This window comes from Oceanicaulis sp. (genome assembly GCF_965249665.1).
In the GTDB taxonomy this organism is placed as follows: domain Bacteria; phylum Pseudomonadota; class Alphaproteobacteria; order Caulobacterales; family Maricaulaceae; genus Oceanicaulis.
On record NZ_OZ252247.1, the window covers coordinates 2,498,278 to 2,511,463 of the forward strand.

11 protein-coding genes are annotated in these 13,186 nt (G+C 61.4%); 9 read left to right on the top strand and 2 right to left on the bottom strand.

The genetic code is table 11. The features are described from left to right. Positions 1-63: 63 nt before the first annotated feature. The gene (gene lipA / locus ACP154_RS12010; RefSeq protein ID WP_107713716.1) at positions 64-1,047 is read left to right on the top strand and encodes a lipoyl synthase; all 984 of its coding nucleotides are present in this window, start codon (positions 64-66) and stop codon (positions 1,045-1,047) included. Positions 1,048-1,055: 8 nt separating this feature from the next. Then, on the top strand, positions 1,056-1,574 hold the full coding sequence (locus tag ACP154_RS12015) for a type II toxin-antitoxin system RatA family toxin (RefSeq protein WP_421858875.1): 519 nt from the start codon (positions 1,056-1,058) through the stop codon (positions 1,572-1,574). Here ACP154_RS12015 and ACP154_RS12020 read toward each other — a convergent pair. Both ACP154_RS12020 and ACP154_RS12025 read right to left on the bottom strand, forming a co-directional pair. Then, on the bottom strand, positions 1,566-2,051 hold the full coding sequence (locus ACP154_RS12020; RefSeq protein ID WP_421858873.1) for a CinA family protein: 486 nt from the start codon (positions 2,049-2,051) through the stop codon (positions 1,566-1,568). The two genes, ACP154_RS12015 and ACP154_RS12020, sit on opposite strands and share 9 nt — an antisense overlap. Then, positions 2,048-3,184 (bottom strand): bifunctional 2-C-methyl-D-erythritol 4-phosphate cytidylyltransferase/2-C-methyl-D-erythritol 2,4-cyclodiphosphate synthase, encoded by a 1,137-nt coding sequence (locus ACP154_RS12025; RefSeq protein WP_424993786.1) that lies wholly within the window; start codon positions 3,182-3,184, stop codon positions 2,048-2,050. Before ACP154_RS12025 ends, ACP154_RS12020 begins: the two co-directional genes overlap by 4 nt. A 79-nt stretch (positions 3,185-3,263) precedes the next feature. Between ACP154_RS12025 and dusB the strand changes: the two genes are divergently transcribed. The 7 genes from dusB to ACP154_RS12060 all read left to right on the top strand — a co-directional run bounded on the left by dusB (position 3,264) and on the right by ACP154_RS12060 (position 13,100). Further along, on the top strand, positions 3,264-4,283 hold the full coding sequence (dusB, locus tag ACP154_RS12030; protein ID WP_421861465.1) for a tRNA dihydrouridine synthase DusB: 1,020 nt from the start codon (positions 3,264-3,266) through the stop codon (positions 4,281-4,283). After that, on the top strand, positions 4,280-5,326 hold the full coding sequence (locus tag ACP154_RS12035; RefSeq protein ID WP_421858867.1) for a two-component system sensor histidine kinase NtrB: 1,047 nt from the start codon (positions 4,280-4,282) through the stop codon (positions 5,324-5,326). The genes dusB and ACP154_RS12035 overlap by 4 nt, the downstream gene beginning before the upstream one ends. Then, a complete protein-coding gene (locus ACP154_RS12040; protein WP_107713187.1) occupies positions 5,326-6,597 on the top strand; it encodes a response regulator in 1,272 nt (423 codons plus the stop codon). The genes ACP154_RS12035 and ACP154_RS12040 overlap by 1 nt, the downstream gene beginning before the upstream one ends. Positions 6,598-6,669: 72 nt before the next feature. Next, positions 6,670-8,892 (top strand): ATP-binding protein, encoded by a 2,223-nt coding sequence (locus ACP154_RS12045; protein ID WP_421858864.1) that lies wholly within the window; start codon positions 6,670-6,672, stop codon positions 8,890-8,892. A gap of 5 nt (positions 8,893-8,897) precedes the next feature. After that, entirely contained in the window at positions 8,898-10,307 is a 1,410-nt protein-coding gene (locus ACP154_RS12050) for a sigma-54-dependent transcriptional regulator (protein WP_421858862.1), read from the top strand. Between the two features lie 20 nt (positions 10,308-10,327). Next, on the top strand, positions 10,328-11,701 hold the full coding sequence (trkA, locus tag ACP154_RS12055) for a Trk system potassium transporter TrkA (protein ID WP_107713190.1): 1,374 nt from the start codon (positions 10,328-10,330) through the stop codon (positions 11,699-11,701). A gap of 46 nt (positions 11,702-11,747) precedes the next feature. After that, complete coding sequence (locus ACP154_RS12060; protein WP_421858860.1) at positions 11,748-13,100, top strand: potassium transporter TrkG; 1,353 nt, start codon at positions 11,748-11,750, stop codon at positions 13,098-13,100. Positions 13,101-13,186 lie beyond the last annotated feature (86 nt).

Sequence of the window (13,186 nt, forward strand, 5' to 3'; positions counted from 1 at the left end):
ATGACCGACACGGGCGCTGTTTGTGAACTTGATGGAAAGGGCCGGGGGGCTTATCTGGGGCGTATGGTCAACCTGATCTCATCCCCCCGCTCCACCTCGCACGACGCTCGCGCCGCGCGGCACCCGGAAAAGCAAAAGCGTCCCGATACACCGGTACTGCGCAAGCCGGACTGGATTCGCGTGAAGGCCCCGACGGGCGGCGTGTTCTCCGAGACGCGCAATGTGGTGAAAGAGAACAATCTCGTCACTGTGTGTGAAGAGGCGGGCTGTCCCAATATCGGCGAGTGCTGGTCGCAAAAACACGCCACCTTCATGATTATGGGCGAGACCTGCACCCGCGCCTGCAGCTTTTGCAATGTGAAGACCGGCCTGCCGGATGCGCTGGATGCTGATGAGCCGCGCCGCGTCGCCCACGCCACGGCGACCATGGAGCTCAAGCACGTCGTCATCACCTCAGTGGATCGCGATGACCTCGCCGATGGCGGGGCGGAACATTTCGCTCAGGTGATCCGTGCGATCCGGGAAGCCGCGCCGGGCACGACCATTGAAATTCTCACCCCGGACTTCCTGCGCAAACCGGGAGCGGCGGAAGTCGTTATCGACGCGCGCCCAGACGTGTTCAATCACAATCTGGAGACGGTGCCGCGGCTCTATCTCGGCATTCGTCCGGGGGCGCGCTATTATCATTCGCTGCGCCTTCTGGAACGCGTGAAAGAACGCGATCCCAGCCAGTTCACGAAGTCGGGCATCATGGTCGGCCTGGGTGAGACCAAGGAAGAAGTCATGCAGGTGATGGACGATATGCGTTCCGCCGGCATCGATTTCCTGACCATCGGCCAGTATCTGCAGCCGACCCGCAAGCACGCCGCGGTGGACCGCTATGTCACCCCGGAAGAATTCAAAAGCTATGAGACCATCGCCCGCGCGAAAGGGTTCTTGATGGTGTCCGCCAGCCCGCTCACCCGGTCGAGCTACCACGCCGGGGACGATTTCGAGCGCATGCGCGCCGCGCGTGAGGCTGCGCTGGCGTCCGGCAAAACCCTCTAGAGAGTTCCATGAGCGCCGAACACGTCGAACGGATGCGCTTGCGCTACCGGCCTGAAGATCTTTTTGCGCTGGTCAGCGACGTGCGTCGCTATCCGGATTTCATCAAACTGATCACCGCCATGCGCGTGACTCGCGACGCGGTTGTGGATGGGGTTGGGGAACTCGATGCCGAAGCGCGCGTTCGCTACAAATTTGTCCGTGAAGGCTTCTCCACCCGTGTGACGCTTGACGCGCCGTCGCTCGCCATTGACGTGACCTATCTGTCCGGCCCGTTCCACGAGCTGGCCAATCGCTGGCGGTTTCATCGTCTTGAGGACGGCTCGACCCTTGTTGATTTCTGGATCTGCTACGGGTTCAAGAACCCGGTCCTTCAAATGCTGCTTGACGGCAGCCGGACGCGGGCGATCCGATATTTGATCGGCGCGTTCGAGGCCGAAGCGGCAAAGCGGTTTGAGCCGGTCGGCGACCCTGATTTCGATTATTCGGAATCGCTCAAGCGCATTCCCACGCCCGAAGCCTCAACCTAGGCTCTGCAATAACAGCTGAAGCGCCTCTTCAACCGTGAGCGCACGCACGCGATCTCGGCCCACATCGCCATAGCGGCGGCTCAGCGTCTGCGTCGGTTTGCCGGTTTGTGCGCAGCCGAACCAGACCAGCCCCACGGGTTTGTCCGCGCTGCCGCCGCCCGGGCCTGCTATTCCCGTCACAGACACAGAGAGATCGGCCCGACTGTGCGCCAGGGCGCCTTCCGCCATGACCTTCGCCGTTTCAGCTGAGACGGCGCCGTAGGTCTCGATGGTGTGTTGCGGCACGCCCAGCATTTCTATTTTGGCGTCGTTTGAATAGGTGACAAACCCCCGGTCCACGACCGCCGACGAGCCCGGAATGGCGGTCAATTCCCCTGCTATCAAACCGCCGGTGCACGATTCCGCTGTTGCAATCATGACGCCGCGCGCCTTAGCGCGTTCGATGACCGCTTGTGCGTAGCTATGCGCCGGACTCATGACAGCACCGCCGTTACAATCGCTTCCGCCGCCAGCCCTTCGCAGCGACCGGTAAAGCCAAGCTTCTCGGTGGTGGTCGCCTTGATGTTCACACGCTCGGGATCAAGGTTCAGGATCTGAGCGACGCGAGACGTCATGGCGGCTTTGTGCGGGCCAATTTTCGGACGTTCGCAAATCAGCGTCACATCCACATGGACCGCACGTGCGCCCGCCTCGGCGGCGATTTTGACTGCGTGCGCGAGAAACATTGCTGAATCCGCGCCTTTCCATTGGTCATCGCTGGGCGGGAAATGGTCGCCGATATCGCCAAGTCCTGCCGCGCCTAATAGCGCATCAGTTATAGCGTGCAGGCCCGCATCCGCATCTGAATGCCCAATCAGTCGGTAGGGGCAATCGATAAAGACCCCGCATAAATGCATCCCGTCGCCCGGCGCAATCCGATGCACGTCATACCCTATTCCGGTAACGGTGAGCGTTGAAGGCGCGCCGCCAGTCAGAACCCGCTCAGCGCGTTCAAAATCATCTGCATAGGTCACTTTGAAATTGCTTTCCTCGCCCTCAGTCAGCACGACATCAAGCCCGCTCGCGCGGGCGAGCGAAACCTCATCAGGATAATCGGTTGACGCGGCCTGAAAAGCCTCGCGCAAAAGCACGGTTTGAAACGCTTGCGGTGTTTGAAGGCGATAAAGACCATTACGACTGACAGGCATGACGCCAGCCTCATCAGAGCGCGCCAGCGCGTCTGCGACAGCTAGGGCAGGCGCTGCGCCCGGGGTGTTGTCCAGCGCGGTGCGCAAGCGTGCGATGATCGCCTTCGACACAAGCGGACGGGCGGCGTCATGGATCAGAACCTGGGTTTGCGTCACGTGTGCGAGGGCGTTTCGAACAGACTGGGTGCGCGTCTCGCCCCCTTCGACAAGGACGGCCTCTGCACCGTTCAGACAGGCGCGCACCCTCTCTGCCTGACCCGGCGCATGGGCGACGATGAGTTGCCCACAGGCTGGATCCTGTGCGAACCGGTCGATGCTGTAAGACAGCATGGGGCGTCCCGCCAAACTACGAAACTGTTTGGGCGTGCCGCCGCCAGCGCGCGTTCCGCGTCCGGCAGCGACGATGCATGCGCTATAGGTCATTATTGTCTGGCTCACCAACCCTGCTGCACTAGCGATACGGTGACTTTATGTAGAGGTCCAGACGCGGTATCTCATGAGTATGACTGTTGTTCATCCCAATCTGACGGGTTTTGACATTGGCCCGGTTCGTGTCGACCGGCCCGTTTTGCTGGCGCCGATGTCGGGCGTGACCGATTGGCCGATCCGCAAACAGGCGTTCAAGTTCGGCGCTGGCCTTGTGGTGAGCGAGATGGTCGCGTGTGAGACCCTGGCGCAAGGGCGTGAGGACGTGATCCGGCGAATGCGCGCAGATGGCGATTGTGGTCCGCACGTCATTCAGCTGGCGGGCCGCGAAGCAAAATGGATGGAGGTCGGGGCGCGCCTGGCTGCGGAAGCGGGCGCGGATGTGATTGACATCAATATGGGTTGCCCGGCGCGGCAAGTGACGCGAGGGCTGAGCGGGTCCGCCTTGATGCGGGATCTTGATCATGCCCTGACCCTGATCGAGGCGACGGTGAAGGCGGTGTCAGTGCCTGTGACGCTCAAGATGCGCTTGGGGTGGGACCATGACTCTTTGAATGCGCCTGAGCTGGCCCGCCGCGCTGAAGATGCTGGCGTGAAGATGGTCACCGTTCATGGCCGCACACGCCAGCAATTTTACAAGGATCAGGCCGATTGGGCCGCGGTCGCGCGGGTTAAAGACGCCGTGTCCATACCGCTGATCGTCAATGGCGATATCAGCACGCCTGAAGAGGCGTCTGAGGCGTTGAGACAATCGGGCGCGGATGGCGTGATGGTCGGTCGCGCGTCCCAAGGGCGGCCCTGGCTGACTGGCGTCATCGCGGACGTCTTATGTGAGGGCGCCGCGTTTCGTGAACCTGATATTGCGACCGGAGCGCAGTCTCTGTCAGATGCCTTGCAAGACAGCGTGACGCTCTATGGCGAAGCCTTGGGTGTGCGGACCATGCGCAAGCATTTTGCGAGTTTTGTGGATTGGGCGGTTTCAGACCCTGATGGCGCACGCGCCTGGCGCGGCCAGTTATGCCGGGCGAAAACCGAAGCGGAGGCTCGGTCTGAGTTGATGACTTTCGCTCAGAGCCGTCAGGCGAGCGCAGCTTGAGTAGCGGCGAACCCTCTTTATCGGCGCGTGCGGCGGAGTCGGCGCCAATCGCGCTGGTTTTGCTCGATCACAAGGGCGAGATCATCTTCGCCAATGCACGGGCTGAGACTTTATTCGGTCGATCTCGCAAGAGATTGGTCGGCAAAACACTCAAAGCGACAGGCCCGGTGGGTGAGGCGTCAGCAGAGCTTGCGCGGCGCGCACTTGATGAAAACCGCTCTGTGTATGCGCATGATTTGCCGGTGGGTCTAACGGATCGCGCCTTGCGCTTGTCTGTGGACGCTTCACCGGATGAGGCGGGCGTCTGCGTGTGTCTTCGGCCCTGGCCTGAATCTGGCGGTGGGGCGCGCAGCGATGTGGCCGCCAATGCTGCGGCGGGCTTTGGCATGATGTTGTCGCACGAACTGAAAAATCCGATGGCGGGAGCGCGTGGCGCAGCGCAACTCATTGCCCAGAGTGAAGACGAGGAAAGCCGCGAGCTTGCGGCGCTGATCATCACAGAGCTTGATCGCGCCCGCCGTATCGCGGAACGCTGGAGCCGGGTGGGCGATATAGGGCCGCCGCGTCTGGGGCGGGTCAATCTTCATGCGTTGGTGCGTGAAGCGGTGCGTTCCGCACGGGCGTCCGCCTCGCCGGAAGTGGTCTGGCTTGAATATTTCGATCCGTCCTTGCCCGATGCGTTGGCGGATCGCGATCTGGTGTCCCAAGCGGTGCTCAATCTTTTGATCAACGCCGGTGAAGCGGCCTGTCAGGGGGGCGGTCGGGTCAAGGTTTATACGCGCTATCGTCAGCCTCGACCGGGGGGTCCGGCGCCGGACGCCCGTCTTGAAATCGCCATTGAAGATGACGGGCCGGGTGTGGATGAAATGCTCAGAGAAGCGATTTTCAATCCTTTCGTCACGGGCAAGCCGGCGGGGGAAGGGCTGGGACTGGCGCTTGTCAGCCGCGTTGCAGACCTTCTCAATGGTGGTGTTGAGTTTGAGACCCGTCCGGGACGAACGGAGTTTCATTTTTACCTGCCTGTGGAGCGTAAGGACGGCTGATGGCGCATCGGGTTCTGATACTGGAAGATGATGAATCTCTGCGTCTCGTGATCGCCAAGGCGCTGTCGCGCGCCGGATTTGAGGTGCGCGCGACTGCATCGGTTGATGCGGCGCTTGAGCGTCTGGCGCGTCGTGAGGTCGATGTTCTGCTTGCTGACGTCTTGCTGGGACGGGACAGCTTTCTGGATCGTCTGAACGAAGTCACCCGCGTCCGGCCCGATATCCCCATTATCATCATGAGCGCCCAGACCACCGCGCGCACTGCGATCGAGGCGGGCAAGGCCGGTGTGTTTGAATACCTGCCAAAGCCATTTGATCTCAATGAAATGGTGGCGGTTATTAAGAGATCTCTCGAAGATGCGGGGCCGGTTATTCCTGTGTCTTCGTCACAGGGCTTCGGAGGGTTGGTCGGCCGGTCGCCCGCCATGCAGGAAGCGTTCCGGGCCTTGGGGCGTCTGGCGCGAACATCGTCGCCGGTTTTGTTCACCGGGCCTGACGGAAGCGGGCGCGCGCACAGCGCGCGTGTCCTGGTGGCGGAAAGCGGGGTTGGAGGCCCGGTGATCGAAGCGGGGCCTGCACGCATGCGGCGAGAAGGTCCCGCGCTTCTGGAGACTGCGGCAGGCGGCGCGTTGATCCTGCGCCGGGCCGAACACTGGGATGACGACACTCAGGACTGGGTGATCGAGGCGCTTGAAACGCCTCGGGGCGATAGTCCGCGCATTCTGGCGACAGCGACGCCTGATATTGGACGGCATGTCAGGCCGGCTTTGTTGTCTCACCTGGCCATAGGTCGGGTTCAACTGCCGCCCTTGCGCGAACGCGGTGAGGACCGGGCGCTTTTGTTCGCCCATTTTCTTGCGGAACACGCCAGTCCGCGCGAGATGCATGATCAGCTGCGGGCTTTCATCAACACCCAAGTCTGGCCGGGTGAAGTGCTCGGTCTGAAGCGTGTCGCGCTGCATCTCAGCATGCAAGGCGCCCGCGGTCCGTTATCAATCGAGGAAGTGGAAGCCGCTATCCATGAATTTTCCAGCCGGGACCCCGGGGCGGATCTCAGCGAGGCTGCAGCGCGATTCTTCGGGGCGGCTTTGGCGTTGGGAGAGAGCGGCATCGGTGAAAAAGCACAGATCGCCGTGGATCGCGGTCTGTTCTCTGCGGCTCTGGAATCGTCAAATGGTGTGCGCCAAGATGCTGCGAAGTTGCTGGGTTTAAATCGGAATACGCTGACGAGGCGGCTTTCGGCGCTGAGCGCAGACAGCGATGAGACCTAGAAGCCACACCCGTTGAATTTCCGTCACATATAGGCCAAGCTGTGTCAGAGGGGACGCAAGGAGACGCGCAACTTGCCAAAGTTTGCGGGCAATCCAGCTTGGCGACAATCCACGCTATTCTTACTCGGCTACGTTGTTGCGGCGCTGGGCGTGGTTTTGCTCGCGCTGCTGTCAGTTTTCCACGAGGGGCGGTTCGGTCCCGGCGGATGGGGCTTCATCTCGCTTATGGCGAGCGTGGCGGCATTGCTGGGCGTGCTCGCGGTTGCGGTTTATCTGCGTGTTATGCGGCAACTCAAGGGTACGCAAGGCGGCGCATCCGCCGCGCCTCGTCTGCAGATGCGCTTCATCACCCTGTTCGCGGTCGCGGCGGTGGTCCCGGCGGTGCTGATGGCCGGTTTTCAGGCGCTGGTGCTCAATCGCGGCGTAGAATTCTGGTTTGCAGAGCGCGTGAATACGCTGGTGGAGACGACCGCAGAGCTTGGGAATGAATGGCCGCAAGTCGCCTTGAGCCAGACTGGCGACCATATGCGCGGGATCGTTCAGGATCTGGCGGCGCCCGAAGCGGTCAACTCTCTTCAGGATCAACGTATCCTGTATAGCGGCTATCTGACGAACCAGGCGCGCTTGCGCAATTTGCCGGCGCTGTATGTCATCGATAGTCAAGCGACTATCCTGGCGCGCAGCGATGAGGCGCCGGACACGCCAGGCTTCGCCGCACCGTCGCAGTCCTTGTTCGACATCGCCAATGAAGGCGACATCAGCGCCTCAGCCCCTGTGCGTCGTGACGACGGGCCTGACTATGTGCGCGTCTTGCTGCGAATGCCGGAGTATGAAGACGCCTATCTGTATTCACTGGTGTTTGTCGATTTCAGCCTGTTGAGCGCAGCGCTGCAAGCCACCCAGTCTTTCCGCGAAGCGATCGCCAGCGAACAACAGATGAGGATCAGCTTTTTCTTCGTCTACGCACTTGCGGCCGTGCTGGTGTTTCTGGGCGCGGTCTGGCTGGCTCTGAGCGCGGCCGCGCAGGTGGTCTCGCCGGTCAGCCGATTGGTTGCGGCGGCGGAGCTTGTGCGACGCGGCGAATTGAGCGCCCGCGTTCAGGTGGCGCGCGATAATGACGAAATCGCAGCCTTGAGCCGGGCCTTCAACCGGATGACCCGGCAATTGGAAAGCCAGCGCGGCGCCTTGCTCGAAAGCAATGCGGAATCTGAACGTCGTCGAGCGTTTATCGAAGCCGTGCTCACCGGTGTCAGCGCAGGGGTGATCGGGCTGGAGCCCGATGGACGCGTTTCTCTGGTCAACCGGTCGGCTGCGCAACTTCTGGGGCGCGAGCCCGGCGCTTTGGTTGGCGATATGATCGAGACGGTGATGCCGGAGTTCGCGGAAGTGTTTCAGGCGGTCCATCGGCGCCCTGACGAAATCGCCGAACGCCAGATCGATCTTATGGAAGAGGGCGGCGCGACGGTCAGCCTGAGCGTTCGCGCGGCTCAGGATGATGATGGCGGCGTGGTGATCACGTTTGATGATGTCTCTCGACTTGTCGCCGCGCAGCGAAGCGCCGCCTGGCGTGATGTTGCCCGCCGGATCGCGCACGAGATCAAGAACCCGTTGACGCCGATCCAACTCTCTGCGGAACGACTGAAGCGTCGGTATCGCAAGCAGATTGATGAGGATGGCCTTGAGACGTTTGACAAATGCGTAGACACCATCGTGCGGCAGGTCAGCGATATTGGTCGCATGGTGGATGAGTTCTCCGCTTTTGCGCGTATGCCTGCGCCCAAGATGGAAGTCGCTGATCTTGTGGATGTCGCCAATGCCTGCGTCTTCGCTCAGCGTGTCGCCTCGCCTGATCTTCAGGTCTTGCTGACGGTGCAAGGCGGGCCGATTTCAGTGGAATGCGACTCCCGGCTGATTGGGCAGGCCTTGGCCAATGTGCTCAAGAACGGCGCTGAAAGCGTGTCGGCCCGCATGGAGCAAGACGGCTCGAAAGCGGGCGGTCAGATCGCGGTCTCAATCGGCTCGGAGACGGGACAGGCGATTATCGAGATTACCGATAATGGACTGGGCTGGCCCGAGCATGATCGGGCGCGTCTTACAGAACCCTATATGACCACGCGCGCGAAGGGCACGGGCCTTGGCCTCGCTATTGTTCGCCGCATCATGGAAGACCATGGCGGGCGACTGGAACTGGATGACCGTCCGGATCTGGTGCGAGGCGCCGTGGTCCGGTTGGTCCTACCCTTGCTTGAACCCGATACGAACGCGCCGGACACGCCGGCGCAGGCGGAGGCTTGAACGCAATGTCGCTCGATATTCTGATTGTTGATGATGAAGCCGATATTCGAGAGCTCATTGGCGGGCTTCTGGAAGATGAAGGCTATGAACCGCGTTACGCCGGGGATTCCGATACGGCGCTGGAAGCTGTGCGGCGACGTCAGCCAGCCCTGGCTGTGCTTGATGTCTGGCTGCAAGGCAGTCGCCTGGATGGGATCGAGCTGCTCGCCGAGATCAAGCGTGTCGCCCCTGATCTTCCTGTGGTGGTCATTTCCGGACATGGCACGATTGAAACGGCGGTTGCCGCGATCCGGAAAGGGGCTTACGATTTTATCGAAAAGCCTTTTAAATCCGATAAGTTGCTGCTAACTGTTGAGAGGGCGCTTGAGGCCAGTCGTTTGCGTCGTGAAAACGCCGAGCTGCGCGCCAAATCAGAAATCCACAATGATCTGATCGGGGAGTCTGCAGCAGCGGTTCAGCTGCGGCAGACTGTGGACCGGGTCGCGCCAACCAATTCGCGCGTGCTGATCGCCGGGCCGTCAGGATCCGGCAAGGAGCTGATCGCCCGTCTCATTCATGCTCAATCCACCCGCGCGGACGGCCCCTTCATTCCGGTCTCGGCGGCGATGATGGCGCCGGACCGGGTCGAAGCAGAGTTGTTCGGCGCTGAGACAGAAAGCGGCGTGGAACGCGTCGGCTTTCTGGAACAGGCCCATGGTGGCACGCTTTTCCTCGACGAGGTCGGCGACATGCCGATCGCGACCCAGGCCAAGCTTTTGCGGATGCTGGTCGAGCAGCGCTTCCGTCGCATCGGCGGGGCTCAGGATGTCCAGGTCAATGTCCGGGTCCTGTCATCCACCGCGCGTGATCTGCAAGGCATGATTGAGCAGGGTCTGTTCCGTGAAGACCTCTATCACCGCCTGGCGGTCGTGCCGCTGGATGTGCCGTCTTTGTCGCAACGGCGCGAAGATATTCCGCTTCTCGTCACCCATTTCCTTGAGCGCCTGACCGCGATGTCGGGTCTTCCCATGCGCAGAATCGGCGAGGACGCCATGGCGGCGCTCCAGGCGCATGACTGGCCGGGCAATGTGCGGCAGTTGCGCAATAACGTCGAACGCCTGCTCATCCTCGCCACCGGGTCGCCTGACGAGCCTGTGACGCTGGACTCCCTGCCGTCTGAAGTGGCGGGACGCGCGACCAGTGCTGAGACGGGTCTCGATGCCGAGCGCATGATCGCCTTGCCCTTGCGTGACGCCCGTGAGAATTTCGAACGAGAATATCTCAAGGCGCAGATCAACCGGTTTGGCGGCAATATCTCGCGCACGGCAAATTTCATCGGCATGGAGCGCTCAGCGCTTCATCGCAAGCTGAAAACCCTTGGCGTTGCGAGTTTGAACCGCAAAGGTGATGACGTCGATACAGAGGACGCTGGCTAGACGCTGGCTGAAATCATCTCATGAAAGCTGTTGTGTGTGGGGCCGGGCGTGTGGGTTACGGCATCGCCAGAGAGCTCGCCTCTGAAGGCAACGCCGTCACCGTGGTGGACTGGTCGCGTGAGTTGATCGACAAGGTCACTACCGATCTGGATGTTCGCGGCGTGGTGGGACATGGCTCTCACCCCGACGTTCTGGACCGCGCCGGTGTTCGGGATGCTGACTTGCTTGTGGCGGTGACGTATTCTGACGAGACTAACATGGTCGCTTGTCAGGTGGCGCACTCATTGTTCAACACCCCGACGCGCATTGCGCGGGTGCGTGCGCAGAGTTATCTCGACAAACGCTGGGGCGATCTGTTTTCGATGGGCGCCTTGCCGATTGACGTGACGATTTCCCCTGAACTCGAGGTGAGCCGCTCAATATTGCAGCGTCTCGAAACGCCAGGGGCCTTCGCGACCGCGCCTTTCGCCAATAGCCGCGTTCAGGTGTTGGGCCTGCGGGTGGACGAGCAATCGCCAGTCGCCGCCAGCACACGGGCTCAGATGGCGGAGCTATTCCCCGATCTGGGGTTCGATATAGTTGGCGTGCAGCGCGATCAGACCCTTTTCATTCCGCAAGATGACGATCCTCTGATGCCGGGCGACGACATCTATGTCAGCCTGGCCGCCGGGCATGTGAAACGCGCGCTTGATGTGTTTGGCCGCGCCGCGCCGCGCGCACGCCGGGTGGTGATTGTCGGGGCGGGCAATATTGGTTTGTACGTGGCCAAGGCGCTGGAGCGTGTGGGCGGCGTGCGGGTCCGTCTGATCGAAAATGACAAGGCCCAGGCTGAACAGGCGGCCGACGCCCTGCGCCGCACCGTGGTCCTGCATGGCGACGGTCTGGATCGCGATGTGCTGCGAGAAGCCGGCGTGGAAGACGCCGAGCTGGCGTTGTGTCTGACCAATGATGACAAGGTGAATTTGCTCAGCGGCGTCATGGCCAAGAAAGAAGGCGCTGCGCGTTCGCTCTGCCTTGTGAACAATCAGGCGTTTCATCCTGTCCAGGAAGCGCTGGACGTGGACGTAATGATCGATCCGCGTGCGGTTACAGTCTCCACCATCTTGCAGCACATCAGGCGTGGACGGATTACGGGGCTTCAGACCATGGGCGACGGCATGGCCGAAGCGCTGGAAGGGGTCACCTTGTCCACGTCACCGCTGGTGGGCCAGAATCTCAGCACGCTCGAACCACCCGAAGGCGTGGCCGTTTGCGCCATGGTGCGCGGAGACAGGGTGTATTTCCGAAGGGATTCCATCGTCATTGAAGAAAATGACCGCGTGGTCTTTTTCGCGCTGAAAGCTTCAGTGCCCAAGGTGGAGCAATTGTTCCGCGTCAGCCTGGAATACTTCTAGGCCGATGAAATGGTCGCCCCGATTTTTTCGCGCTCTGGCCTGGTGCATGATCTTCATCAGCCTGGCCGCTTTGCCCTTCATTTTGTTCGCAGGACTTGAAGGCCGAGGCGACGTCGCGCGGGGATTTACGGTCACCGTGGCGATCGGCGCGTTTATTGGCGGCATCGTTCTCGCAGGGACCGGGCGGGTCAATCGCCCGGCCGGCGCCAGCGCAGCTTTGCGGCTGGCGTTTTTTGGCTGGGTTCTGGCTCCACTGCTGGCGGCCCCGCCACTGATCGCCGCGACAGGCTCCATGTCATCAGGCATTTTCGAGGCCTACTCAGCTTTGACCACCACGGGCGCAATCATACAAAGCCCGGAAGAGGCGGGCCTCACCATCACTCTGTGGCGCTGCGTTCTGGCCTGGCTGGGCGGATTGGGAAGCTTGGTTCTGGCTGCAACCGTGTTTGCGGCGCTCGACCGCCGCGGGGTCGGCTTGCGACGGACCTATCTGTTGACGGTAGAGCATTCTGACCTGTTCACAAATTTCGGACGCGCGCTTCGCAGATTTGGGGCCATTTATGTATGCGTGACCTTGGCTGGGTTCGTTCTTCTGATGTTGCTGGGCACGGCTCCGTTTGACAGCTTGTGTCTTGCTCTGTCCGGCATCGCAACAGCAGGTCTCGCTCCGCAGTCGGGAGCGCTGGACGTTTGGTTGTCGCCCGCTGCTCAAGGCGTTCTCGCGCTTTTGTGCCTGATGGGCGCGTGGAACATGGCCGTACAATACGACCTGGCTTCGCGCCGCCGGGTCAGTCGGGGAACGGGCGAATTGCGCGCCATGCTGGTGCTGGGATTGGGCGCAGCGCTGTATGCCGGCTTTACGGGCGATATCTCCCAAGCCTGGGCGTCAGGGCTCGACATGTTGTTTGCTATCACGACGACAGGTTACCAGGCAGCGTCCACTTCGGTTCTTCCGCTGACCTTGCTGGTGTTGCTGGCCATGGCGGGCGGCTCCACCATCTCGACATCGGGCGGGATAAAGATGCCGCGCATTCTTCTCTTGCTGAGACGCGCTGGCGGAGAGCTCTCCAGCCTCAGCCATCCCTCTGCGGCCGTTCGTACGCGCTTTATCGGCAGGCCGGTCAGCGATTCGGCGCTGACGGGTGTCTGGGTCTATGCGCTTGCCTATCCGGCGGCTTTGGGGCTCGGCGCGGTCGCTCTCGGGGTGTCGGGCGCCAGTTTTCATGACAGCTGGGCGGTGTCGGCCGCGGCCTTGGTCAATGCAGGCCCGTTGGCAGGCGTTGATTATGCTACGCTTTCCCCTGCAACGCTTACTGTTTCCACCGGCATTATGGTGCTGGGGCGCCTTGAAGTTCTGGCGGCTGCGGCTGCGATTTACGTGATCTTCGCCCGGGACTGACTGAGACGCTTGCAGGGCAAGCCGGTTGCAGCGGAGCGAAGGTATGTTTACCTAGCTTTAGGGGGCGCACGGACTGCGCCGGGAAA